This window comes from Pseudonocardia sp. MH-G8, assembly GCF_002262885.1.
In the GTDB taxonomy this organism is placed as follows: Bacteria; Actinomycetota; Actinomycetes; order Mycobacteriales; family Pseudonocardiaceae; genus Pseudonocardia.
The window spans coordinates 1-23390 of sequence record NZ_NKYF01000045.1 but is presented as its reverse complement, the minus strand read 5'-3'; the positions used below and the strand labels follow the sequence as shown (position 1 = coordinate 23390).

At 74.4% G+C, this 23390-nt stretch carries 25 protein-coding genes; 15 read left to right on the top strand and 10 right to left on the bottom strand.

Annotated elements, in window-relative coordinates:
• Window positions 1–8: 8 nt before the first annotated feature.
• Genes CFP66_RS44955 through CFP66_RS44935 form a run of 5 tightly spaced genes read left to right on the top strand, consistent with a single transcriptional unit; the run spans window position 9 to window position 3846 of the window.
• On the top strand, window positions 9–806 hold the full coding sequence (locus CFP66_RS44955; RefSeq protein WP_094931514.1) for a metallophosphoesterase: 798 nt from the start codon (window positions 9–11) through the stop codon (window positions 804–806).
• 35 nt (window positions 807–841) lie between these two features.
• On the top strand, window positions 842–1282 hold the full coding sequence (locus CFP66_RS44950; RefSeq protein WP_094931553.1) for an SRPBCC family protein: 441 nt from the start codon (window positions 842–844) through the stop codon (window positions 1280–1282).
• A 37-nt stretch (window positions 1283–1319) separates the two neighbouring features.
• A complete protein-coding gene (locus CFP66_RS44945) occupies window positions 1320–2543 on the top strand; it encodes an ArsA family ATPase (RefSeq protein ID WP_094931513.1) in 1224 nt (407 codons plus the stop codon).
• Window positions 2540–2899, top strand: coding sequence for a hypothetical protein (locus CFP66_RS44940; protein ID WP_094931512.1), 360 nt, complete (start codon window positions 2540–2542; stop codon window positions 2897–2899). The genes CFP66_RS44945 and CFP66_RS44940 overlap by 4 nt, the downstream gene beginning before the upstream one ends.
• Complete coding sequence (locus tag CFP66_RS44935; RefSeq protein ID WP_094931511.1) at window positions 2893–3846, top strand: ROK family glucokinase; 954 nt, start codon at window positions 2893–2895, stop codon at window positions 3844–3846. The genes CFP66_RS44940 and CFP66_RS44935 overlap by 7 nt, the downstream gene beginning before the upstream one ends.
• Window positions 3847–3855: 9 nt before the next feature.
• Here CFP66_RS44935 and CFP66_RS44930 read toward each other — a convergent pair whose 3' ends face one another.
• A complete protein-coding gene (locus CFP66_RS44930; RefSeq protein WP_094931510.1) occupies window positions 3856–4323 on the bottom strand; it encodes a hypothetical protein in 468 nt (155 codons plus the stop codon).
• Between the two features lie 198 nt (window positions 4324–4521).
• On the opposite strand from CFP66_RS44930, the gene CFP66_RS44925 reads away from it, so the two are divergent.
• The 3 genes from CFP66_RS44925 (at window position 4522) to CFP66_RS44915 (ending at window position 7239) form a co-directional block, all read left to right on the top strand.
• Window positions 4522–5295 carry a 1-acyl-sn-glycerol-3-phosphate acyltransferase gene (locus tag CFP66_RS44925; RefSeq protein WP_094931509.1) on the top strand — a complete coding sequence of 258 codons (774 nt, stop codon included), beginning with the start codon at window positions 4522–4524 and terminating at the stop codon, window positions 5293–5295.
• Window positions 5296–5926: 631 nt separating this feature from the next.
• Window positions 5927–6691 carry a hypothetical protein gene (locus tag CFP66_RS44920; RefSeq protein ID WP_094931508.1) on the top strand — a complete coding sequence of 255 codons (765 nt, stop codon included), beginning with the start codon at window positions 5927–5929 and terminating at the stop codon, window positions 6689–6691.
• Window positions 6692–6750: 59 nt separating this feature from the next.
• Window positions 6751–7239 carry a polyadenylate-specific 3'-exoribonuclease AS gene (locus CFP66_RS44915; protein ID WP_094931507.1) on the top strand — a complete coding sequence of 163 codons (489 nt, stop codon included), beginning with the start codon at window positions 6751–6753 and terminating at the stop codon, window positions 7237–7239.
• 25 nt (window positions 7240–7264) lie between these two features.
• Here the strand turns inward: CFP66_RS44915 and CFP66_RS48860 are convergent, their stop codons facing one another.
• Window positions 7265–7408: a GPGG-motif small membrane protein gene (locus CFP66_RS48860; protein ID WP_198962125.1), complete on the bottom strand. Its 144-nt coding sequence runs from the start codon at window positions 7406–7408 to the stop codon at window positions 7265–7267.
• A gap of 156 nt (window positions 7409–7564) precedes the next feature.
• On the opposite strand from CFP66_RS48860, the gene CFP66_RS44910 reads away from it, so the two are divergent.
• Window positions 7565–8953, top strand: coding sequence for a class II 3-deoxy-7-phosphoheptulonate synthase (locus tag CFP66_RS44910; RefSeq protein WP_094931551.1), 1389 nt, complete (start codon window positions 7565–7567; stop codon window positions 8951–8953).
• Window positions 8954–9072: 119 nt separating this feature from the next.
• Here CFP66_RS44910 and pknB read toward each other — a convergent pair whose 3' ends face one another.
• Window positions 9073–10818, bottom strand: coding sequence for a Stk1 family PASTA domain-containing Ser/Thr kinase (gene pknB, locus CFP66_RS44905; protein ID WP_143517618.1), 1746 nt, complete (start codon window positions 10816–10818; stop codon window positions 9073–9075).
• A gap of 80 nt (window positions 10819–10898) precedes the next feature.
• Here pknB and CFP66_RS44900 point away from each other — a divergent pair, with 80 nt between their 5' ends.
• A complete protein-coding gene (locus CFP66_RS44900) occupies window positions 10899–11255 on the top strand; it encodes an Rv2175c family DNA-binding protein (protein ID WP_233160259.1) in 357 nt (118 codons plus the stop codon).
• A gap of 182 nt (window positions 11256–11437) precedes the next feature.
• Here CFP66_RS44900 and CFP66_RS44895 read toward each other — a convergent pair whose 3' ends face one another.
• The 4 genes from CFP66_RS44895 to CFP66_RS44880 are packed head-to-tail and all read right to left on the bottom strand — an operon-like array spanning window position 11438 to window position 16787.
• Window positions 11438–12379: a phytoene/squalene synthase family protein gene (locus CFP66_RS44895; RefSeq protein WP_094931505.1), complete on the bottom strand. Its 942-nt coding sequence runs from the start codon at window positions 12377–12379 to the stop codon at window positions 11438–11440.
• Window positions 12357–14000, bottom strand: a complete 1644-nt coding sequence (gene mptB, locus CFP66_RS44890; protein ID WP_198962124.1) for a polyprenol phosphomannose-dependent alpha 1,6 mannosyltransferase MptB — start codon at window positions 13998–14000, stop codon at window positions 12357–12359. The genes CFP66_RS44895 and mptB overlap by 23 nt, the downstream gene beginning before the upstream one ends.
• Window positions 14001–14028: 28 nt before the next feature.
• Window positions 14029–15567: a phytoene desaturase family protein gene (gene crtI / locus CFP66_RS44885; protein ID WP_094931503.1), complete on the bottom strand. Its 1539-nt coding sequence runs from the start codon at window positions 15565–15567 to the stop codon at window positions 14029–14031.
• Entirely contained in the window at window positions 15564–16787 is a 1224-nt protein-coding gene (locus CFP66_RS44880; protein ID WP_094931502.1) for a polyprenyl synthetase family protein, read from the bottom strand. Before CFP66_RS44880 ends, crtI begins: the two co-directional genes overlap by 4 nt.
• Window positions 16788–16975: 188 nt before the next feature.
• Between CFP66_RS44880 and metF the strand changes: the two genes are divergently transcribed.
• Window positions 16976–17887, top strand: a complete 912-nt coding sequence (metF, locus tag CFP66_RS44875; RefSeq protein WP_233160258.1) for a methylenetetrahydrofolate reductase [NAD(P)H] — start codon at window positions 16976–16978, stop codon at window positions 17885–17887.
• Window positions 17888–17961: 74 nt separating this feature from the next.
• Here metF and CFP66_RS44870 read toward each other — a convergent pair whose 3' ends face one another.
• Both CFP66_RS44870 and CFP66_RS44865 read right to left on the bottom strand, forming a co-directional pair.
• On the bottom strand, window positions 17962–18624 hold the full coding sequence (locus CFP66_RS44870) for a DUF3153 domain-containing protein (protein ID WP_094931501.1): 663 nt from the start codon (window positions 18622–18624) through the stop codon (window positions 17962–17964).
• Between the two features lie 122 nt (window positions 18625–18746).
• Window positions 18747–19331 carry an N-acetyltransferase gene (locus CFP66_RS44865; RefSeq protein ID WP_094931500.1) on the bottom strand — a complete coding sequence of 195 codons (585 nt, stop codon included), beginning with the start codon at window positions 19329–19331 and terminating at the stop codon, window positions 18747–18749.
• 278 nt (window positions 19332–19609) lie between these two features.
• Here CFP66_RS44865 and CFP66_RS44860 point away from each other — a divergent pair, with 278 nt between their 5' ends.
• Together CFP66_RS44860 and CFP66_RS44855 are read left to right on the top strand one after the other, a co-directional pair.
• Entirely contained in the window at window positions 19610–19924 is a 315-nt protein-coding gene (locus tag CFP66_RS44860; RefSeq protein WP_094931499.1) for a hypothetical protein, read from the top strand.
• 19 nt (window positions 19925–19943) lie between these two features.
• Complete coding sequence (locus tag CFP66_RS44855; RefSeq protein WP_143517617.1) at window positions 19944–20477, top strand: SAV_6107 family HEPN domain-containing protein; 534 nt, start codon at window positions 19944–19946, stop codon at window positions 20475–20477.
• Window positions 20478–20705: 228 nt separating this feature from the next.
• Here CFP66_RS44855 and CFP66_RS44850 read toward each other — a convergent pair whose 3' ends face one another.
• A complete protein-coding gene (locus tag CFP66_RS44850; protein WP_094931497.1) occupies window positions 20706–21578 on the bottom strand; it encodes a ParA family protein in 873 nt (290 codons plus the stop codon).
• An 85-nt stretch (window positions 21579–21663) separates the two neighbouring features.
• Between CFP66_RS44850 and CFP66_RS44845 the strand changes: the two genes are divergently transcribed.
• A complete protein-coding gene (locus CFP66_RS44845) occupies window positions 21664–22428 on the top strand; it encodes a bifunctional 2-polyprenyl-6-hydroxyphenol methylase/3-demethylubiquinol 3-O-methyltransferase UbiG (RefSeq protein WP_094931496.1) in 765 nt (254 codons plus the stop codon).
• Window positions 22429–22813: 385 nt separating this feature from the next.
• Complete coding sequence (locus tag CFP66_RS44840; RefSeq protein WP_094931495.1) at window positions 22814–23194, top strand: DUF3040 domain-containing protein; 381 nt, start codon at window positions 22814–22816, stop codon at window positions 23192–23194.
• The last annotated feature ends 196 nt before the right edge of the window (window positions 23195–23390 follow it).

The window sequence follows — 23390 nt, the reverse complement described above, 5'->3', positions numbered from 1 at the left end:
TGGGTGCCATGCGTGTGCACGTGGTCTCCGACGTGCACGGCGCCGCGGACGCGCTGGCGCGCGCGGGGGAGGGCGCCGACGCGCTGATCGTCCTGGGTGACCTCGTCGACTACGTCGACTACCGCGACCCGACGGGCGGCATCCTCGGTCGCGTGCTGGGCGCCCAGGTGAGCAGCGAGTTCGCGCGGCTGCGCACGGCGGGTGCCCGGGACGAGCTCATCGCCTACATCCGCGACGCGTGGGCCCGCGTGCCCGACGCGCCCGCCGTCGTGCAGGAGGCGGTGCGCGAGCAGTACGACCGGGTGTTCGCCGCGATCACCGCGCCCACCTACGCGATCCCCGGCAACGTCGACGTGCCGCAGCTGTGGCCGGAGTACTCCCGTCCCGGTCTCGAGCTGGTCGACGGCGAGGTCGTGACGATCGGCGGGCTGCGCTTCGGGTTCGTGGGCGGCGCGCCGCTGCCGCCCGGCGTCTCGCCGCGCAGGAGCGGCCCGTGGACGCCGCACGTGGTGCCGGCCGAGCAGTTCGCGGCGGCCGTGCACGGCCTCGACGGCATCGAGCCGCTCGACGTGCTGTGCAGCCACGTGCCGCCCGCCGTGCCCGAGCTGGCGTACGACGTGGTCACCCGGCGTGCCGAGGCGGCGTCGCGGGCCCTGCTCGATGTCGTGCGCCGCGACCGTCCGCGGGCCGCGCTGTTCGGTCACGTCCACCAGCCGCTCGCGCCCCGGGTGCGGGTGGGGCGCACCGAGTGCGTGAACGTCGGGCATTTCCGGACCACCGGCGTCCCTCACGTACTGCGCTGGTGACCGCGCTCGGCGAACCCACCGGTAACGTGCCCGGCATGGCCGACGCGACGACCTCCTCGATCACCATCTCCGCGCCACCGGAGCGCGTGATGGCCGTGATCGCCGACTTTCCCGCCTACCCCGACTGGGCGTCGCAGGTGAAGAGCGTCGAGGTGCTCAGCAACGGCGACGACGGGAACGCGGAGCGCGTGCGGTTCACGATGGACGCCGGGCCGATCAAGGACTCCTACACGCTGGACTACACCTGGGCGCCCGGCGGCCGGTCGGTCAGCTGGACGCTGGTCAAGGGGCAGATCCAGAAGGCGCAGAACGGCTCGTACACGCTCGTGGAGCAGGGTGGCGGGACCACCGTGACCTACTCGCTGGCTGTCGACCTGAACATCCCGATGATCGGCATGCTGCGCCGCAAGGCGGAGAAGGTGATCATCGATACCGCGCTCAAGGGGCTGAAGCGCCGCGTGGAGAGCGCCCCGTGACAGCTCGCGCCTGATCCCGCGGCTACCCTTCCGCGTCGTGCGCGTCGTCCTGTTCACCGGCAAGGGAGGCGTCGGCAAGACCACCCTCGCCGCGGCCACCGCCGCATCGCTCGCGCGATCCGGCCGCAAGGTGCTGGTGGTCTCCACCGATCCCGCCCACTCGCTCGGCGACGCGTTCGAGGTCGAGCTGGGCGGTGAGCCCGTCGAGCTGGAGGCGGGCCTGTACGCCGCGCACGTCGACGCCAGGACGCTGCTGGACGGCGCGTGGGCGCGGCTGCAGGGGCACCTGAGCACGCTGCTGGCCGGCGCCGGCGTCGACGAGCTGGTGGCCGACGAGCTGACCGTGCTGCCCGGCGTCGACGACATGCTCGCCCTCGGCGAGGTGCGCAGGCTCGCCGAGAGCGGCCTCTGGGAGGTCGTCGTGGTCGACTGCGGCCCCACCGCGGAGACCCTGCGCCTTCTCGGCCTGCCCGAGGCGTTCTCCGCCTACCTGGAGCGGCTGTTCCCGGCCCACCGCCGCGCCGTGCGCGGGTTGCTCACCGGCCTGGCGGGCGCGGGCCGCGACGCGCAGCCGGCCTGGGACCGCGCCGTCGACGCCCTGGACGCGCTGGCCGAGCAGCTGACGGGCCTGCGCGACCTGCTGGCCGCCCCGGAGACGTCGATCCGGCTCGTGCTCACCCCGGAACGGGTGGTGGTCGCCGAGACCCGCCGCACCCTCACCGCGCTGGCCCTGCACGGGCTGCGCGTGGACGGGCTGGTGGCCAACCGGGTCCTGCCCGAGGCGCCGGCGTCGCTGCGCGGGCCCGCCGGGCGGTGGCTGCGTGAGCGGCACGCCGAGCAGCGGAGGGTCCTCGCCGATCTGGAAGTGCTCCCGGTGGCGCTGCGCGTCGCCGAGTACACCGCGTCCGAACCCACCGGCTTGCCGGCGCTGCACGAACTCGCCCGATCCCTCTACGAGGCCGACGACCCGGCGGCCACCCCCGACGAGGTGGCGCAGCCACTGCTGCAGGTCCGGCGCACGGCGGGCAGCGGGACCTCTCCGGACTCGGCGTTCGAGCTGGTCGTGGCGCTGCCCGGGGCCGGTCAGGGGCAGCTGGACATCACCCGCATCGACGACGAGCTGGCGGTCACGGCAGGCGGGACGCGTCGGGTGCTCGCCCTGCCGGCGGTGCTGCGGCGCTGCATCGCCACCGGTGCGCAACTCGACGGCGACGACCTGCGCGTCGCGTTCGTGCCCGATCCCGCGGTCTGGCTCCGGTGACGGGCTGCGACGCGCACCCGGGAGCCGGCGCGGACATCGGTGAGGAGCTGCGCGCCCTCGCGCTGAGCGCCCTCGACAAGGTCGACCCGGTGCTGGCGCGCCTCCGCGAGGAACCCACTGCCACCGGGGCCGAGACCTGCGCCGTGTGCCCGGTCTGCGCCGTCGTCGCGGCCGTGCGCGGCGAGCGCCCGGAGCTGGCGGCACGCCTGGCCGAGCACGCGACGGGCCTCGTCGCCGTCCTGCGCGCGGCGCTGGAGGAGGGCGCACCCGACGCCGGGCCGCCCGCCGCCCCGCCCGAGCCGGCGCCGACGCGGCGGGTGCAGCGCATCCACGTCGAACGGCAGGCCTCGTGCTGACCATCGGTGTCGACGTCGGCGGCACGAGCGTCCGGGCGGGGGTGGTCGACGCCGAGGGGAACGTCCACGACACGGCGCGCACCCCGACGCCGCGCAGCCAGGCCGCCCTGGAGGCGGCGCTCGCCGGCGTGATCGGCGAGCTCGCGGCCCGGCACCGGGTCGGTGCGGTCGGCCTCGCGCTCGCCGGGTTCGTCACACCGGACCGGCGCAGCGTCCGGTTCGCGCCGCACCTGTCCTGGCGGGACACGCCGGTGGCCGACCGCGTCGCCGAGCGGATCGGCCTCCCGGTCGTCGTCGAGCACGACGCCAACGCCGCGGCACTGGCGGAGCGGCACTTCGGGGCCGCATCCGGCGCGTCCACGGTGGTCTTCGTCGCGCTGGGCACCGGCATCGGCTCGGCCCTGCTGATCGACGGCGAGCTCTACCGCGGCGCGTTCGGCGTGGCCCCCGAGCTGGGGCACCTGCAGGTCGTGCCCGATGGCCGGCCGTGCCCGTGCGGGAAGAACGGCTGCTGGGAGCGCTACTGCAGCGGCACCGCGCTGGCCACCACGGCCGTGGAGCTCCTGGCGCGCGACCCGGGACGGTCACCGTTGCTGCGCCGCCTCGTGGCGGGGGACCCGGGTCGGGTCACGGGGCAGCGCGTGGCGGGAGCGGCGCGCGACGGCGACCCGGTGGCCTGCGCCGCGATGGACGAGCTCGCCCGCTGGCTCGGGCAGGGGCTCGCGTTGGTGGCCGACGTCTTCGACCCGGAGCTGGTGGTGATCGGCGGCGGGGTGTCGGTGTCGGCGCCGCTGTTCCTGGACGAGGCGCGCGAGCACTACGCGGCGACGGTGACCGGCGCCGGCCGCCGCCCGCTGGCCCGCATCCGCACCGCGCAGCTCGGCGAGGCCGCCGCCGTGGTCGGCGCCGCACAGCTGGCCCGCGACCTGGCCGGGCCCACACCCTGACGGGACGGGTCAGAGGATCGCGCCGTCGTCGTCCTCGCCACCGCCGCGGTCGGGCGGGTCGGGCCACAGGCGCAGCACCAGCCAGCCGAGCCCCGCGGCCAGCCCCACGAGCCCCAGCGGGAGCCCGTACTGCTCCGACACACCGAGCAGGCCGGGGGACACGACGAGCACCAGGCCCAGGGCGAGCAGGGTGAGCCCGACCAGCGCCGGCGGGCCCAGCCGGGGCAGGGGCGGCGGCTCGGGTGGGACGAAGTGCTCGTCGTCGGGCAGCGGGGTGGGCAGCGGAGCGGGCGGCGCCGGGTCAGGGGGCGGCGACGGGTCGAGGGCCCGAGGTGACTCGAACGACCTGGCGGCCGGATCGATGTCCGGCGGCCACTCCGGCACCTGTCCCTCGCGGCGCCAGCCGGCGACGATGGCCTCGAACTCGTCGGGCCCGGCGCCGTCGGGCTGCGCGCGCTCGTCGGGATCCCGGTTCACGCGGCCTCCTCCCTGTTGCACGGGCCGCTCGGCCCGGGCGCGTCGCCGTGGAGCCGGGGAGCGCACGCGGCGGGGGCCCCCATCCTGACACGCCGCGGCGACGATGGGGAGGAGTTCGCCCTCGATCGCAAGTGCCCGTTGTCGGCGCATCGGGAGCGTCCGTAGGCTGGCGCGGTCGAGGTGGAGGGGGCACGCCCAGTGCTGTACTGGTGGTCCAAGTTCGTGCTCCTCGGTCCGCTGCTGAGGTTGTTCTTCCGGCCCTCGATCGAGGGCCTCGAGCACGTTCCCGAACGTGGCGGCGCCATCCTGGCGAGCAACCACCTCGCCGTCGCCGACTCGTTCTTCCTGCCCCTGCTCGTCCCGCGGCGGATCACGTTCCTCGCCAAGCGCGAGTACTTCACCCAACCGGGGCTCATCGGGTGGATCAAGAAGGTGTTCTTCACCGGCGTGGGCCAGGTGCCGATCGACCGGTCAGGGGGGTCGGCGGCGCAGGCCGCGATGGACACCGCCGTCCGGCTGCTGCGCGAGGACAAGCTGCTGGGCATCTACCCCGAGGGCACCCGGTCGCCCGACGGGAGGCTGTACAAGGGCAAGACCGGCGTCGCACGGATGACGCTGGAGGCCGGGGTGCCGGTCATCCCGGTCGTGATGATCGGCACCGACCGCGTCAACCCGATCGGCTCCCGGATCTGGCGGCCTCGGAAGGTGCGCATCAAGATCGGCACGCCGCTGGACTTCTCGCGGTATGCCGGCATGGCGGGTGACCGGTTCATCGAGCGGTCGATGACCGACGAGATCATGTACGCGCTGATGGAGCTCTCCGGGCAGACCTACGTCGACCTCTACGCGGCGTCGGTGAAGGAACGGGCGGCCGCGGCGGAGCAGGCCCCCACCGACCCTCCGGCGGCGGCTGACGGCGAAGGCGGTGACGGCCGCGACGCGAGCCGCGTCCCCGGGACCCGTGCCGGATAGGCGTTCGCCGATGTGAGCCGCTGCACGCCGTGGCGCTCGCGTGCTGCTCGCTGTGAGGACCGCCAGGAGTGGTGTGAGGGCGTCAGGCCGAGCTCGTGGCCGTTTCGATCAGACCGGCATACGGCCGGCAGTGATCGATCCGATCAGTACCTGGGTGCGGGCGCTGTCGCAGTGGTGTGCTTCTCGTAGCGACCGCAGCCTGGTGATCGGTCCGAGCGGTGCGTGGGTGCTGTCGCGGCGACGGTCTGGTACTTCTCGCCGCGATCACCGTCTGGCATCCCCGGGTCCGATTCGGCAACGCCCTCGATCTGCAGCCCTGGCGTCACTCTCGCTGATCAAGTCCGCCTCTCACGTCCGCGGAACAACCCTCACGTCCATCTGGTCATGAAAACTCCTGTGGGCGCGCCGTCCCCGGCTCGCAACCGCTGCCCCACACCGCGCCCGTGTCCGGTCACGCCCCGGATTCGCGCCGCCCACCCGTCGACGGGTGGCGTGGGCGGCGAAGGGGGTGCGTGGGCGCGGCAGGGGCCTGGTGAACGTCCACGACCACACACCGGGGAGTACCAACCACCGCTCCGCCGGTCGCAGGATGTAATACGCCGAACGCGCGGGGCGATGATGGGGTGTGGCTGTGTCGGACGATCCTCTGCGTGACGACGCACTCGTCCCGGGTTCGGCGGAGGACTTCCTCCGCACCGACATCTCGTTCGACGACGCCCGCGACGAGGCCTCGAGCGACCGACGACCGTTCGACGACGCCACCGACGACGACCCGGCCCGCGACCCCGTCCGCGACGACCCGGCCGGAATCGACGAGCCGACGGCAATGGTCCTGGACGACGACCGGCCGACCACGGAGCTGCCGAGGGTCGTCACAGCGCCCGTCGTGCAGCGGTCCGGGATCGCGAACCTCGCCCCGTGGGCGGTGTTCGCGGTGGTCGCGGTGGTGGTGATCGCCGCGACGTCGGCGTGGGCGTCCTGGCTGCGTGGCCCCACGACCGACCAGCACGCCGCGACACCGCGGATCGCCCCGGTGCAGACCTCGGCGCCACCACCGCCGCCTTCTGCGGTTGCGGCACCGAGCCCCGAGCCGAGCGCCGAGCCCGAGCCCGTCGCGCGTGCCACGGAGCCGCCCCGTGCCACCCGGGAGCGGACGCGGGCGCCGCGGGCACAGACCCAGGACCCGCCGCGGCGACCCTCGGCTGCCGCGGATGCGCCGGCGCCGACGACCGCGCCGTCCTCGGCCCCGGCGAGTGTCGCGGCGTCGTCGCCGGCGCCGCCGTCGGTGGCCGAGAGCGCCGCCGCGGCGAAGGCCGGCGAGAACGAGGACGAGGACTCCGACGAGGCCGAGAAGTCGGAGAAGTCGGCGGACGCCTCCGAGCAGGAGGACGAGTGACGACGCAGGCGAACGGCAGCGCCCGCAGCGTCGCGAACCGCGTCCTCTAACCTGCGGAAGTGCGGTTCTTCTACGACTGCGAGTTCATCGAGGACGGGACGACGATCGACCTGGTGTCGATCGGCGTGGTCGGGGAGGACGGGCGCGAGTTCTACGCCGTCTCCACGGAGTTCGACCCGGAGCGGGCCGGCCCATGGGTGCGTGCCAACGTGCTACCCAAGCTGCCCTCGCCCGCTGATCAGTCGTGGCGGTCGCGCACGCGGCTGCGCGCCGAACTGCTGGAGTTCCTCACCGGTGCGCCCGGCGAGGTCGAGCTGTGGGCGTGGATCGCGGCGTACGACCACGTGGCGCTGTGCCAGTTGTGGGGGGCCATGCCGGCCCTGCCGCGGGCGCTGCCGCGGTTCACCCGGGAGTTGCGGCAACGGTGGGAGGACGCCGGGCGTCCTCCGCTCCCGTCACCGACCCCCGACGCCCACGATGCGCTCGCGGACGCCAGGTTGAACCTCAGACGCTGGGACGCCATCGAGGCGGCGGTGGCCGCGCGGTAGCAGCGCGCCGGCACCGCCGCCAGGATCAGGCGAAGATGCTCACCCCACCGGGGCCGACCAGCAGGCCGACGACGATGAGCACGATGCCCCAGATGAGTTGCTTGCGCAGGATCGCGAAGACGCCGGCGACGACGAGGACCACTGCGAGGATCCACAGAAGAGTTGCCATGGCGAAGGAGTGCCCCGTGGAGTCCCGTGTGGAATCGGGCCGATCGGGTGATCACAGCCACTCCCGGTCCGCCGGGGGCGCCGCGGGAGGGCGCCGTCCGGACCAGTGCGGGTCCGGCGCTCGGCGCCGGGGGCGCACGGCCTACTCTTGGACCTCGTGAACTGGACCGTCGACGCACCGGTCGAGGTGCTGCCCGAGCTGCCCCCGCTGCCGTCCGACCTGCGGGCGCGGCTCGACGAGGCGCTCGCCAGGCCGGCGGCCCAGCAGCCCGAGTGGCCCGACCCCGCGCACGTCGCGCACGTCCGCACGGTGCTCGAGAGCGTGCCGCCGGTGACGCTGCCGCCGGAGGTCGACCGGCTGCAGGAGCGGCTGGCGGCCGTGGCGCGGGGCGAGGCATTCCTGCTGCAGGGCGGCGACTGCGCGGAGACCTTCGTCGACAACACCGAGCCGCACATCCGGGCCACGATCCGCACCATCCTGCAGATGGCGATCGTGCTGACCTACGGCGCGTCGCTGCCGGTCGTGAAGGTGGGTCGCATCGCGGGGCAGTACGCCAAGCCGCGCAGCGCCCCGCTCGACGCGCTCGGCCTGCCCACCTACCGCGGTGACATCGTCAACTCGCTCGTGGCCGACCCGGCGGCGCGGGTGCCCGACCCGTCGCGGATGGTGCGGGCCTACGCCAACGCGGGCGCGGCGATGAACCTGGTGCGCGCGCTCACCGCCACCGGCATGGCCGACCTCACGATGGTCCACGACTGGAACAAGGACTTCGTGCGCACCTCACCCGCGGGGGAGCGGTTCGAGGACATCGCCGCCGAGATCGAGCGCGCGCTGCGGTTCATGGACGCGTGCGGGGTGGACGACCACAACCTGCACAGCGTGGAGTTCTACGCCAGCCACGAGGCGCTGCTCCTGGACTACGAGCGGGCGCTGCTGCGCCTGGACGCCAGCCGTCCCGAGCCGCGGCTGTACGACCTGTCCGCGCACTTCCTGTGGATCGGGGAGCGCACCCGCCAGCTGGACGGCGCCCACATCGCGCTGGCCGAACTGCTGTCCAACCCGATCGGGCTCAAGATCGGCCCGAGCACCACGCCGGAGCTGGCGGTCGAGTACGTCGAGCGGCTCGACCCGCACGCCACGCCGGGCCGCCTCACGCTCGTCAGCCGGATGGGCAACGGGCGCGTCCGCGACGTCCTGCCGGCGATCGTGGAGAAGGTGGAGGCGTCCGGCCACAAGGTCATCTGGCAGTGCGACCCGATGCACGGCAACACCGTCGAGTCCACCACCGGCTACAAGACGCGCCACTTCGACCGGATCGTCGACGAGGTGCAGGGCTTCTTCGAGGTCCACCGCGCGCTGGGCAGCCACCCCGGCGGCATCCACGTGGAGGTCACCGGGGAGGACGTCACCGAGTGCCTCGGCGGTGCGCAGGAGATCTCCGACACCGACCTGGCGGGTCGCTACGAGACGGCCTGCGACCCGCGCCTGAACACCCAGCAGTCGCTGGAGCTGGCCTTCCTGGTGGCGGAGATGCTGCGCGGCTGACGCGCCTTGCTGACCGCGCCTTGCTGACCGCACCTTCCTGACCGCACATTGGAGCCGTACTGCTGTCTTTCGGCCGCTGAACAGCAGAAAGGCTCCAAGGTGCGAGCTGGGCGTTGCCGCTAGACCGTGCTCAGGTGGATCGTCGTTCCCCTGTCCACCGTTGCCCCGGCCGGGGGGTCCTGGCCGATCACGCGGCCGTTCTCCCGGCCGATGAGGAACGCGGCCTCCTCCTCGGCGTCCAGGTCGAGGTCGTCGAGGATGTCGGCGGCGTCCTCGTAGTCCTCGCCGATCACCATCGGCACCCGGACGGTCTCGGACTCGCCCTCGCCGCTGCTCACCACGATCGTGACGGGCCCGCCGGTCGCGACCTCGTCGCCGGCCTCCGGATCGGTGCGCACCACGGCGCCCTCGGGCACCGACTCGCTGTCCTCCACGGCCTCCGAGCTGCGGACGGGCGTGAGCCCGGCGTCACGGATCGCCTGCTCCGCCGCTGCCACCGCGGTGCCCGGGGCGATCTCGGGCACGGTCGGGCGTCCTGAGGAGACCGTGAGGGTCACCGTGCTGCCGCGCAGCAGCCGCGCGTCCGGCGCCGGGTCGGTGGCGCTGACCAGCCCCGCGTCGACGTCGTCGTGGTGGGCTTCGGCCAGGCGCCCGACGAGGTCGGCGTCGGCGAGCACCTGCTGCGCCGCGGACTGCTCGAGGCCGACCAGCCGCGGCATCGCCGTCCAGCGGCCGCTGCCCAGCCACCACGCCGAGACACCGACGAGCATCGCCAGCACGAGGACGATCGCGATCCAGACCGCGAAGGCCCGCCTGCTGCGCCTGCGGGCGCGTAGGTGGGGCGGCGGGCCGTCGTCGACCGGGCGGGGCATGGTGCGCGTGCCGCCGGGCCCGGCGGCGGCGCTCGTCGTGGTGCCGCCGGAGAGACGGTGCGGAGCTGCGGGAACCGTGTCCTGCTCCTCGACGGGGCGCGCCGGCGGCACCGGCGGCGGGACCCGCGGCACGTCGAGCCGCACCGCCACCCGGTGCAGCTCGGCCAGCAGGGCCGCGGCGTCGGCGGGTCGTGCGGCGGGGTCACGACGGGTGGCGCGCACCACCAGCGCGTCCAGCTCGGGAGGCACGTCGCCGGCGATCTGCGACGGCGGCGGCACGTCGGAGTTCACGTGCCGGTACGCCACCGAGATCGCCGTGTCGCCGGTGTAGGGCGGGGCGCCGGTGAGCAGCTCGTAGAGCAGGATGCCGGCGGCGTAGACGTCGCTGCGGGCGTCGGCGGCGCCGGTGGCCACCTGTTCGGGAGACAGGTACGCGACGGTCCCCATGATCATGCCGGCGCTGCTGGCGCCCGACTGGGCGGCCGCGGTGACGAGCCCGAAGTCGGCCACCTTGACCTCGCCCGTGCGACTGATCAGCACGTTCTCCGGCTTGACGTCCCGATGCACCATGCCGAGCCGGTGCGCCTCGGCGAGCCCGGCGAGGACCGGCTCCATCACCGCGAACGCCGCCGGCACGCCGAGCGCCCCACGGGAGCGCAGGACGTCGCGCAGCGTGCCGCCCTCCACCAGCTCCATGACGAGGAACAGCAGCGGGCCGTCGCCGAAGCCGATCTCGGTGTCGCTGACGTGCTCGCCCTGGTCGTGGACGTCGACGACCGCGGGGTGGTCGATCCGCGCCGCCGATCGGGCCTCGCGCTCGAACCGGGCGCGGAAGGCGGGGTCGGCCGCGAGCCGCGGCTCCATCACCTTGATCGCGACGGGTCGGTCCAGCCGGATGTCGGTGCCCCGGTAGACGGCGGACATTCCCCCGCGGGCGAGCAGCGGGCCCAGCCGGTAGCGCGCGTCGAGCAGCGCGGCGGGCGGGGCGTTCACGTGATGACGGTACCGCTGCTGTGGGATCTTCTTCGACGCGCCGCGCCTGCATGCCCCTTCGTGTGGCAAGGTATCGCCCCGTGAACGAGGTGTTCGGGCTGTCCGAGGATGTAGCGACGCTGCCCGTCGCGGAGGTCGCCGAGCTGCTCAACCAGCCGGTGTCGCGGGTGCACCAGCTCGTGAAGGACGGCCAGCTGCTGTCCTTCCGACGGGAAGGCGAGGTCGTCGTCCCGTCCGCCTTCCTGGGCGAGGACGGTGCGGTGGTCAAGGGCCTCGCCGGCACGATCACCGTGCTGCGCGACGGCGGCTACGCCGACCCCGACATCCTGCGTTGGCTCTTCGAGGAGGACGACTCGTTGCCGGGCACACCGGTCGCCTCCCTGCGTGCGGGCCGGCACCGCGAGGTCAAGCGACGAGCGCAGGCCATGGCCTTCTGACACGCACCCGCAGCGCGATATCGGCGCGCCCACACCCCGACTCGCAGGTGGAGGGCCCCGACTCGCGGGTGGGGGGACGCGACTCGCGCGCCTCAGGGCCCGACTCGCCGAGGCGGGGCACCTATCCGCGAGTCGAGGCCCCTCACCCGCGAGTCGGGGTGTGGGGGTAGCGGTGTCGCCCGTCAGGTGCGCGTTCGGGCCGCCAGGGCGCGGACCAGGCCGGGGACGGCCACCGCGGCACGGGTGCGGGCCGGGACCGACACGCGCCGGTGCAGGACGGGGTACCCGGCGGCCTCGATCTCGTCGAGGATCCCGCGGTAGAGGGCGAAGGCGCATGCCACGCAGGCCCGGGATGCCGGCTCCAGCATGTCGATGCCCGGTGCCGCGCGCCGGTACACCGCGCGCGTGTGTGCCACGAGGTGTGCGAGGGCCCGGCGCACCCGGGCGTCGGATCGCCGGGTGCGCCGGCACCACGTGAGCAGCTCCCGGTCGACCCCGAAGGCGGCCAGCTCGTCGGCGGGCAGGTAGATGCGTCCGCGGTCGAGGTCCTCGCCGACGTCGCGCAGGAAGTTGGTGATCTGGAACGCCACCCCCAGCGCCGCGGCCGGCCCCTCGGCCTCGGCGCGCGGGACCGTCGTGCCCAGGACCGGCAGCATCTGCAGCCCGATGACGGCCGCCGAACCGTGGACGTAGGCGGCGAGCTCGTCGAAGGTGGCGTAGTCGGTGACGGCGGTGTCCATCCGCATCGACGCAATGAACGCGGTGAAGTGGGCGGGGTCGATGGCGAAACGCCGCGCCGTGTCCACCACCGCGGCGAGCACGGGGTGCGCGGGTGGAGCGCCGGCCAGCGCCCGTCGCAGCTGCGTGTCCAGCAGGTCGAGCCGTGCCGCCCGCTCGGCGGCGGGCGAGCCGTCGCCCAGGTCGTCGACGATCTCGTCGGCGAAGCGCGCGAACCCGTAGAGGGCGTGCACCGCGGGCCGCCGCTGCGGCGGGAGCAGTCGGGTGGCCAGGAAGTACGTGCGGCCGTGCCGCGCGTTCAGCGCGCGGCAGGTCGCGTAGGCGACCCGCAGCGCCGGATCGTCGACGCCGGCGGCGTCGAGCTCAGCGTGCCCCGGACCCGGCACCGGCGGGGACCGCGTCGGCCGCCTGCCGGGGACGCCGGCGAGCGGCTCCGGCGAGCCGCAGCGGATCCGGCCGCCGCAGGGACACCGCGGCGACGACGGCAACCAGGGCCCACGTCAGGAGGTAGGGCGCGTCGTAGAGGGCGTCCTCGCCGTGGGAGTAGTAGGCGATCGTGAGCATCACCGAGAGGAACACGGTGACCGTGAGGCCGCGCAGGGACCAGGCGGTGGCCGCGAGCAGCGCCATGCCCCAGCTCACGTACCACGGCAGGGTGGCGGGGGAGAGCACGGCGACGGCCAGCAGCACGACGCCGGCCCGGCGCACCGCGTCGGGGCCGCCGTCGCGGGCCGACCACCATTGGGTGGCGGCGATGTAGACGAGCAGGAGCCCGCCGAGCGCGCGGGCGACGTTGATGAACGGCTGCTTCGGCACGTTCACGATCCCGGCCACCAACGTGTGGGTGAACTCGCCGACGGCCGTGGGGATCGACATCCAGTTCACGATCATCGACGGAGCGCTCAACGCGGGCAGCCAGCCGAGCCCGACGCCCGCGGCCACCGTGCAGGCCGTGAACACCACCAGGAAGACGCCCACACCCGCCGCGGTGGCCTTGACGATCCGGGCCCGCTGCGAGCCGGACATGTGCGCCGCCCACACCAGTACGAGGAACGGCAGGGCGATGCCCGCGCTCGCCTTGGTGGCCATCGCGGCGGTGACCAGCGCGATCCCCGCGATGTGCCCGCCGCGCAGGGCGACCAGCGCACCGGCGGCGAGGAGGCCGACCACGAGCAGGTCGTTGTGGCCCCCGCCGACCATGTGGACGACCATCAGGGGGTTGGCGACGGCCACCCACAGTGCCACCGGGACGCGGCCGCCGAGGCGGCGGGTCAGCTCCGGAAGGGCCCAGACCAGCAGCAGCAGGCCCGGCAGCATCACGAGCCGCATCAGGACGACCCCGAGGATCATCCCGTCGCCGGCCAGCCACGCCACGGCCTTGGCGATCAGGATGAACAGCGGCCCGTACGGGGCGGGCGTGTCCTGCCAGAAGTAGTGCACGTTGTCGGAGAAGAGCCCCGGCATCACCTCGGGGCCCACCGCGTAGGGGTCGAAGCCGGCCAGCGGCAGCCCGCCCTGCGCGAGGTAGCTGTACACATCGCGGGTGAAGAGCGGGGTCGACACCAGCATCGGCGCCATCCAGACACCCGAGACGGTGAGCACGCCCCGCCCGCCGACGCGGTGCGCCAGCACGTCGCGTCCCAGACGCACCCAGGCCCACACCATCAGCCCGACGCCGAGGTAGACCGTGAAGGCGGCCAGATCGCGGCCGTGGCCGTAGCGCCAGAAGCCCAGGGGCGAGTTCGACAGCAGCGGGTCGTGGATCAGGACGCCACCCGCGCCGAAGCCGCCGATAACCATCAGCAGGGACGCGGCGAGACCCAGCAGCAGCGGGCCGCGGGGCGGGCGACCGAAGCGGTCGCGCCACGATTGCGGCGCAGCGGCAGGCTCGTCCGGGGGCGCAGCAGGCAGCGCGTCGCGGACCGTGGGCGCGTCGTCGTGGGCGAGTGCGCGCTCCGCTGCCGCGTCGGGGAGCGTCGGCCCGTCGACCGGTGGTGGTGGCTTCATGACGCGATCCATGCTCGCATGCCTGGTGTCAGGGGCCGGTGGGTACCCTGTGGCCTCGCGGGAGCGGGCCGGTGACACGCTCGGCCGCCAGCCGGCCGGAGATCAGGACCGGTGGGATCCCGACACCCGGTGTGGTGCCGCAACCTGCGAGCACCGCGTTGGAGAGCCCGCGAACGAGGTTGCGGGGTCGGAACGGTCCGGTCTGCGCGAGCGTGTGGGCCGCGGAGAACGGGGTGCCCGCCGCGTGCCCCGCCGTGGCCCAGCCCGCCGGCGTCACGAGGCGGGACACCTCGAGCTCGCCGGCCGGGATGTCGAGGCCGCGGGCGGCGAGGACACCGAGCAGTTCGTCCCGGTAGGCCGGGCCGACGCGGGCCCAGTCGATGCGGCCCCGGTCGAGGTTGGGGCAGGGCGCCAGCACGAACAGCAGGTCCGACCCGTCGGGCGCCAGCCCGGGATCGGTGGCCGTGGGCCGCGTGACCAGCAACGACGGGTCGCTCATGAGACGTCCCTCGTCGATGATCTCAGCGAACGTGCGCTCCCACGCCGCACCGAACGAGATCGTGTGATGGGCCGGCTGGGAGCGGGCCCGGCGCACGCCCGCGTGCAGGACCACCGCGCTGGGGGACCACCGCAGCGGCACCGGCCGGCGCGGTGCGCGCCCGACGAGGCGGTGCACGACGGGCAGGTCCGGGGTGAGCACCACCGCGTCGCACGGCGTCCGGTCGCCGTCGCCACCCGCCGCCGCCTCGTGCCGGACGGCGCTGACCCGCTCACCGCGGCGTTCCAAGCCGGTGGCCGCGCGCCCGTAGACGATCTCCGCGCCGGCCGCGACCGCCGCGTCGGCCATCGCCTGGCCGACCTGTCGCATCCCCCCACGGGGGAAGAACACGCCCCCGATCGTGTCCATGTAGGCGATCACGCCGTACGCGCCCAGCGCGCGGTGCGGCGGCACGCCCGCGTACAGGGCCTGGAAGGAGAAGATCCGTTGCAGCCGCTCGTCGGGGAGCATCCGGGCGACCTGCGGCCCGAGCCGGCCGAACCCGCCCAGCGCCGCGAGCCGGACCAGGTCGCGGCCCAGCAGGTCCAGTGGCGAGTCGAGGTTGGCGCCGATGAACGAGTCGATCTCCGCGCGGTAGAGCCGGGTGAGCCACTCGCGCATCCGCACGTACCCCTGCGCGGCACGCGGGCCGCAGGTCGCCCGGACCTCCTCGGCCATCGCCGCGCCGTCGGTGTGCACGTCGATCGTGGAGCCGTCGGCGAAGCACGCGCGGTACGCGGGGTCGAGCGCGACGAGGTCGAGACGCTCCCGCGTCTTCTCGCCGACGGCGGCGAAGGCCTCGTCGAGCAGGTCGGGCATCGTCAGCACGGTGGGCCCGGTGTCCACCCGGTAGGTGCCGCGCTCGGTGCGCAGGTCCAGCCGTCCGGCCCGGCCGCCGGGGTGCTGGGCGCGCTCCAGCAGCGTGACCCGCCGGCCCGCGCCGAGCAGGTGCAGCGCGGCGGACAGGCCGGCGAGCCCGGCGCCGACGACCACCACGTGATCGGTGCGCCCGGGGATCCGGCGGGTCAACTCCGGCGTCGCGTGGCCGTGATCGCCAGCTCGGCGAGCTGCGCCGCGGCCGGCTCGGCGACGTCCGCGGCCGACAGCGCGTCGAGGGCGGACCCGGTCAAAGCGGCGATCCGCTGCTCCACCGCCTGCGCGGCGCCGAGCTCGGTGAGCAGGCCGCGCACGCGCTCGACGCCGTCGGCGTCCAGCCGCGGATCGCCGACGGCCTCGAGGATCGCCTCGTGCGCCGCCCGCAGGCCTCGCTGCTCCGCGCGCTCCACGGCCACCGCCACGAGCAGCGTGCGCTTGCCCTCACGCAGGTCGTCGCCCGCCGGCTTGCCGGTGACCTCGGGATCGCCGAACACCCCCAGCAGGTCATCGCGCAGCTGGAACGCCACGCCGATGTCGGCTCCGAAGCGGCGGTAGGCGCTCACCAGCTCGGCAGGCGCGTCGGCGATCGCCGCGCCCAGGTGCAGCGGGCGCTCGACGGTGTAGGCGGCGGTCTTGTAGCGGTCGATCTGCAAGGCGGCGCGGGCGGAGGTGTCGCCGGTGGACTGGTGCAGCACGTCGAGGTACTGCCCGCCCAGCACCTCGGTGCGCATCGCGCGCCACGCCGGCGCCGCGCGCCGCTCCGCCGCCGGGGACAGCCCCGCCGCGTGCATCATGTCGTCGGCCCACGAGAGCGCGAGGTCGCCGAGCAGGATCGCGGCGGCAGCGCCGAAGCGCGCCGGCTGCCCGCGCCACCGTGCCGCGGCGTGCTTGCGGGCGAACTCGACGTGCACCGTCGGGCGGCCGCGCCGGGTGGCGGAGGCATCCATCAGGTCGTCGTGGACGAGCGCGCACGCCTGGATGAGCTCGAGCGCGCTGATCGCGCGCAGCACGGCCAGTGCCTCGGGGGACTCGACCGCACCGCCCGCGCCGCGCCAGCCCCACCACGCGAACGTCGGGCGCACCCGCTTCCCGCCGCCGAGGACGAACGCGGCCAGCGCCTCGGCGGCCTCGCCGAACGCCGGGTCGATGCCGGCCGCCTCGCTGGTGCGGCCCGCCAGGTAGGTCGTGAGTGCGGCCTCGACCGCGGCGACGAGACCGGAGTCGTCGGGGCCGCTGTTGTCGGGCCCGCTGTTCTGGGGCCCGCTGTTCTGGGGCCCGCTGCCGTCGGGCCAACCACCCGGTGTGCCGGGTCCGCGGGACGGCGGACCGCCGGGCGCGGAGCCGTCGCGCCGCACGGCCTCGGCCCGGTTCATCGCTGGATCCGGGCACGTCGCGGGCGGGGGAGCCGAGGTCCTCGTGAGCGGGCCACGGGGGCGAGCCTAACGGCGGATGCGACATCCGGCGCGTTGAAGGCGCAGCCGGTCGGCGGTTGACCAGGCGCGCGAGCCCGCCGGAGCGGAGCGGAGGCAGCCGCGCGCAGCGCCCGACTACGCTGCACGGCGTGAAGGTCACCCAGCGGATCCGCGGCGATCGGCCCGTCTTCTCGGTGGAGTTCTTCCCGCCCAAGGACGAGGCCGGTGAAGCCGACCTGTGGCGGGCGATCCGCCGTCTCGAATCGCTGGATCCCGCGTTCGTCTCCGTCACCTACGGCGCGGGCGGCTCCAGCCGGGACCGCACGATCCGCACCACCGCGCGGATCGCCACCGACACCACCCTCGTGCCGATGGCCCACCTCACCGCCGTCTCGCACTCGGTGGCGGAGCTGCGGCAGGTGATCGGCGCCTACGCCGCGGCGGGGATCCCCAACGTGCTCGCAGTGCGCGGGGACCCCCCTGGCGACCCGCTGGGCGAGTGGATCGCCCACCCGGAGGGCCTGAACTACGCCGACGAGCTCGTGCAGCTGGTGCGCAGGCTGGGTGACTTCTGCGTGGGCGTGGCCGCCTTCCCCTACGGCCACCCGCGCTCCCCGAGCCCGGAGGACGACCTGGCCCGCCTCGTCGCCAAGGTCCGCGCCGGCGCCGACTTCGCGATCAGCCAGCTGTTCCTCGAACCGGAGGGCTTCCTGCGGCTGCGTGACCGGATGGCCGCGGCCGGCTGCGACGTGCCGCTGCTGCCCGGGATCATGCCGCTCACCACCGTTCGCACCCTGCGCCGCGGCCCGGAGCTCTCCGGCGCGCCGTTGCCGCCGGGCCTGGTGGAGCGCATGGAGCGCTATGCCGACGACCCGGCCGCGTTCCGCGCCGCGGGGATGGACGTCACCGCCGAGATGTGCAGCCGCCTGCTCGAGGAGGGCGTGTGCGGGCTGCACTTCTACACGCTGAACCGCTCCACGGCCACTGTGGAGCTGGTGCAGCGCCTCGGGCTGGGCGCCCGCCGTGCCGAGCCGGCGGGGGCTGTGCCCGTCAGCGGCTGATCGTGATGGCGCCGGTCCTGCGGGCGGTCGTCACCGCGCATGCCTCGCAGCTGACCATGCCCGGCCCCAGCGAGCTAGGGGCTGACCGGGGTGTTGCGGGTGCGGCGGGCGAGCAGCACCACCACGCCGGACGCGAGCGCCACGACGGCGAACAGCCCGAGCGTCCAGTTGACCGGTGACGGCGCCCCCGGGTCGGGATAGGCCACCACCGCGGAGAAATCGCCCACCTCGCCCGGCGTGAACGTCCAGCTCACCTCGCTGGAGTCGCCGTCGCCGTTGGACTCGAGGACCTGCCCGGGGAAGCCGATCTTGAGCTGGAAATCGGCCCGGTCGACGGCCACGGTGGTGAGGTCCACGGCCCCGTTCACCAGCACCCGGCTGCCCGCCCGCCGCATCTCGAAGCGGACCGCGTCGCCCCCGGGCCCCGCCGCGGCGATCAGCTCGCTCATCTGCGGGAAGGTGAGCCCGTCGAACCGCAGGATCGACCCGGTGTAGCCGTCCTGCTGGTACTCCGAGACGTCGACCTCGGACTCCAGGTCGGGCGGCAGGGCGATCGGGGGCCCCGGGTCGTCCGGGCCGGTCTCCGGTGTGGCCACGACGACCTGCCCGGTGACGGTGTCGTCGGGCTGCACGGCCAGCGCGGCGCGCACCCGTGCGCACCCGCTCAGCGCGACGGTGGCCACCAGCAGCACGAGCAACAGTGGCAGGACGCGAGGGCGGGAGGCGACGGTCGGCACGCGTGCATCGTGCCAAACCCCACCGACGCCTCCCGCGCCGCGGCGCACGGGTCGCCGGATCGGCCCCGGACGGTGGACGGTCGCGTCCGGTTCGGCCCCGCTGCGGGGACGGCCGCGTGCGGTCACGTCCGCGGCGGCGGCGGATCCATGGGGAGGTGGCGGCCCAGCACGGCGAACGGGCGGGAGTCGCCGGTGAAGCGGTGCTGGCGCAGCACGTCCTGGAAACCGGCCCGGCGGTAGAGCCGCCACGCGCGGCCGGGGGTGTCGACGCCGTACTCGGGGGTGGAGAGCAGGACGCGTGCGCTGGGGACCCCGTTCAGCAGCGCGCGCAACAACGACTCGCCGAGCCCGTGGCCCTGCGCGTCGGGGTGGACGTGCAGTTCGGTGAGCTCGAAGTAGTCCTGCAGCCAGCTCTGCGCGGCCGGCCCCGCGGGGGCCAGCCCTCTGCGGACCTCCTCGTACCACCACTGGCCCGGCCCGCCCGAGTACCCGTAGGCGATGCCCAGGAGCGTGTCGGACGCGTCCAGCCAGCCGACCGCCCGCCAACCGGGCCGCTGCACGTGTTCCAGCCAGAGAGTGCGTCGATGTCGGGCGGTGCTGCTGGGGTAGCCCATGGCCGAGACGTAGACGTGCAGGGCTTCGGTGAGCCGGTCGGCGAGGTCGTCCGGCCCGAGCTGGACGAGCTGGCGCGCCGGTGCCCTGGTCACCCGTCCATCACACCACGTCCGGTGTCAGGAGTCCCGCTCGCGGTCCCCGGACTTGACGCGGAGCCCGGGGCGCGCTGTACTGGACATCGATCGAACATGTGTTCGATCTCGACGCCCCGGTCGGTGGGGCGGGGGAAGCGCCCCGCCACCGGGTGCGGCGAAGCCGGGCGGGAGGAGCGTATGCCGGTGGGCGAGCTGGTGAGGTCGCGGTCCGAGGCAGTCGCGCTGTTCCGGTGCCGGTCGAGCGGGTGCACGGCAGAGGCGCGGGGAGACATGCGATGAATGCGTTCAGCCTGTTCGGATCCCGGCAGCCGACTCCCATCCAGGTGCGGTGGCAGGACGGCGAGCCCGTCGAGTTCCAGCGCAGGCCGATGCGTCGCAGTCCGCGCTACCTCGTCACCGACGTGCGGGAGCGCTGGATCGAGGAGTCGCCCTGGCCGTTCCCGTCCCCGATGCCGGTCGGAGGTGACCGCATGCGCTGCTGGCGGGTGGTCGCCCGCTCGGCGGGGGAGCCCGAGGCGCCGGCCCGCGAGTTCGTGTTGCGCATGCGTGCCGGCCCCGGGGTGTGGGACCTCGTGCGGGTTGCGGAGTGAGAGACCTCGGGAGGCGATGATGACGACCGCCACGTCCACCACCACATCCACCACCACGTCCACCACCGTGGGCAGGGGCGCCGCGCGGGTGCCACAGCCGCGCAGCCCCTCCGCGCCGCGGTCGCGGGCGGCGGGTAGCGGACCTCCTCCGGGGCGTCCGGGTGCGCGCCCGGCGCCGGCGCCCACCTCGCGGGCCGCGCTGGGCCTGCTGCGCCAGGCGGCCGACGGGCTCGCGGAGGCCCACCGCGTGGAGGACCCGTTGCTCCGCTACCCGGCGGCGTACCTCGCCGCGCTGCGGGCCGGGGCCGCCGTGCTCGCGGTCCGCGCACGGCCCCGGCCGCGCAGGGGTTCCACGCGCAACGTCTGGCAGTTGCTCGCCGAGGTCGCGCCCGAGTTCGCGGAGTGGGCGCTGTTCTTCGCCTCGTGCTCCGACACCCGTGCGGCGGCCGAGGCCGGCATCGCCCGGCTCGTCAGCCGCCGCGATGCCGACGACCTGCTGCGGCAGGCCGAACAGTTCGTCGGCATCGTCACGGCCGCGGTGCCGCTGCGCTGATCCCCGCGCCGCCGTGGTGTGCGAGTCGCAACGCTCGATCTTTGCGAGGCGTACGTCAGGGTCGTTCGGGCGTCGTGGTGTGCGAGTCGCAGCGATCGATCTTTCTGAGGCGTACGTCGGTGTCGTGGCGATCGCCGTGGTGTGCGGATCGGCACGATCAACGGGCGGTGAGCGGCGTGTTGCGCTGTGGCTGGTCGTGAGGGCTGATCGTGCTCCCGCCCAGAGGGGTCAGTGTGTGGCCGGCGGGGCGATGGGTGCGGCTTCGGGGGCGGTGCCGTCGCGGCGGACGCGGTCGCTGCGCAGCACCCGGCCGAGCAGCAGGGTGAACACCGCCGAAGCCTCGCGGGCGCCGGGGGTGTCCCAGCGCTGGATGGGCAGGCACGCACCTTGGGCCTGCTGGATCGCCGAGCGGTCGGGGAGCACCCCGCTGAGCACCAGTGGTCCGAACAGCTCGCGCAGCTCGCCGATGCGGAACTCGTGTTCGGAGTTGCGAGGGCGCACGCGGTTGATGAGCACACCGAGCGGCTGGAGCTCGGAGTTGCCGCGCTGGCGCTCCGTCTGCACCGCGTCGAAGGCGCGCTGCACACCGGACACGGCGAACATCGTCGGATCCGTCACGAGCACGGCGCGGTGAGCGGCGGCGAGCGCGCTGCGGGTCAGCTGGCCCAGCGAGGGCGGGCAGTCGATGATCACGAGTCGGTAGGGGTCGTCGACCTCGGCGGAGCCGAACGTGTCGCCGAGCAGCCCGTCGTTCTCCACGAGGCGCTGCAGGGCCCGCCGCAACCGGCCCAGCTGCTTGGGAGTGGGATCGGGGTTGTTGTGCCGCTCGGTCTGCTCGGCGCCCACCAGCACGTCGAGCCCGTCGCCCCACCCGCTCGGCGCGATCGCGCGGTCCAGCACGGACCGACGGGGTTCGTCGAGCACGTCGGCCACCGTGGCGAGGGTGGGCGCGGTGTCGAGGGCGATCGTGGAGTTCGCCTGTGGATCGAGGTCCACGAGCAGCGTGCGCACGCCGTGCTGTTGGGCGGCCCCGGCCAGCCCGAGTGCGACGGTGGTCTTGCCGACTCCGCCCTTCAGGCTCAACGTGGCGACCACCAGCACGGCGCCAACCTACCCCCTTTCCGGTGAACGCCCGGGCGTGCCCCGCGGGAAGGGCCACGCTCTACGCTGCCGCCGTGAGGCTCGCATGCTGAGTGGTCCGACGGCGGAGGTGCCCGGCGTCGCCGGCGGTGGTCCCGTGCACCGTGTGATCACGGCCGAGGTCACGCGCGTGCGCGACCGGCGGCCGGAGCGCGCGCCGCGCGTGCTCGACGTCGGTGGCGGCAGCGGCGCGTGGGCGGTGCCGCTCGCCCTGCTGGGCTGTGCGGTCACTGTCGTCGACTACAGCCCCAACGCCCTCGCGGCCCTGCACCGCCGGGCACGGGACGCGGGCGTGCACGAGCTCGTCACGCCGGTGCAGGGTGACGTCGACGCGCTCGCGGACGTCGCCCCCACCGGAGGCGCAGATCTCGTGCTGGGTCACGGCCTGCTCGAGGTCGTCGACGACGCGGCAGCCGCCTTCGCCGCGTTGACGGCGGCGACAGCGCCGGGCGGCGCCGTCTCCGTGCTCGTCACGGGTCGCTACGCCGCCGTCCTCTCGAGGACCCTCGCCGGCAGGCTCGACGAGGCGCGCGCGGTGCTCACCGATCCCGACGGGCGGTTCGGCCCGGACGACGCGCTGCGCAGGCGGCTGGACGCCGACACGCTGCGCGCGCTCGTGGAGGCGGGCGGGAACCTGCGGGTGGAGGTCCTGCAGGGCGACGGTGTGCTCGAGGGCTGGACGCCGGGATCGGTGCGCGACGGTGGCCCGGCGACCGTGCGCGAGGTGACCGAGTTGGAGAACCTGGCCGCAGCCGCCGCGCCGCTGCTGGACGTGGCCGCGCGGCTGCACGCACTGGCCCGCCGGCGCTGAGGGGGCCGGCACGGGTTCCGCACGTCCACATCCCGTGCGTCGCGCTGTGGCCCGCTGATCGTCACGCTCCGGACACCAGCGACATTCTGCTCGTCCAACCGGGTGTGATGAGGTCGGCACGTGCTGTGCCCACGGGTGCGGCACGGGGTTCCACCACCCCTTGTACCAGCGATGACGTCGTGCGAGCGGGGCCCGGTTGCCCCCGCGCACGCTCCGCGTCCACCGATCCGCGGAAGATCGACCCATCCGCTCGACGAGTCCGGGTGGTCGCCGGGCCCTCCGACTCGTATCCTCTGCACTAGACGCCCAGCCTGGGCGCTCGTCGCGTCGTTCCGGCACCATGGAAGATGACCCGACAGGAATGACCAGTGCCGGAGGTGAAGCCGTGGCCCTCTCCGAGCACGAGCAGCGGCTGCTCGAACAGATCGAGCGCGCGCTCTACGCCGAGGACCCCAAGTTCGCGTCGACCGTCCGCGGTGGGCGGTTGCGCAAACCCACACGCCGGCGTCGGCTCCAGGGCGTGGCCCTGTTCGTCGTCGGCCTCGTGCTGCTCGTCGTGGGCGTCGCCGTGCCCCAGCTGTGGTTGGGCAGCTTCCCGGTGCTGAGCGTCGTCGGATTCCTCATGATGCTCGGGGGAGCGGTGCTCACCGTGACGTCGTCGGCCTCCGGCACCCAGGCGCCGGAGGCGAAGCCGGCCGAGCCCGACAAGAACCGTTTCACGGGGCGGATGGAAGAGCGTTTCCGCCGCCGCTTCGAGCAGGAGTAGCACTCCGCGCACTCCCCGCGCACCGCCCGTCCCGGGCGGTTGCGCGCGACTGGGGCCCCGACTCGCGCGACTGGGGCCCCGACTCGCGCGACTGGGGCCCCGACTCGCGTGACTGGGGCCCCGACTCGCGTGACTGGGGCCCCGACTCGCGTGACTGGGGCCCCGACTCGCGTGACTGGGGCCCCGACTCGCGTGA

Coding starts and splice junctions, on each gene's coding strand:
- CFP66_RS44855 (WP_143517617.1), top strand. CDS start 19,944: ATGACGACCGCCACGTCCACCACCACATCCACCACCACGTCCACCACC.
- CFP66_RS44955 (WP_094931514.1), top strand. CDS start 9: ATGCGTGTGCACGTGGTCTCCGACGTGCACGGCGCCGCGGACGCGCTG.
- CFP66_RS44950 (WP_094931553.1), top strand. CDS start 842: ATGGCCGACGCGACGACCTCCTCGATCACCATCTCCGCGCCACCGGAG.
- CFP66_RS44845 (WP_094931496.1), top strand. CDS start 21,664: ATGCTGAGTGGTCCGACGGCGGAGGTGCCCGGCGTCGCCGGCGGTGGT.
- CFP66_RS44880 (WP_094931502.1), bottom strand. CDS start 16,787: ATGAACCGGGCCGAGGCCGTGCGGCGCGACGGCTCCGCGCCCGGCGGT.
- mptB (WP_198962124.1), bottom strand. CDS start 14,000: ATGAAGCCACCACCACCGGTCGACGGGCCGACGCTCCCCGACGCGGCA.
- CFP66_RS48860 (WP_198962125.1), bottom strand. CDS start 7,408: ATGGCAACTCTTCTGTGGATCCTCGCAGTGGTCCTCGTCGTCGCCGGC.
- CFP66_RS44860 (WP_094931499.1), top strand. CDS start 19,610: ATGAATGCGTTCAGCCTGTTCGGATCCCGGCAGCCGACTCCCATCCAG.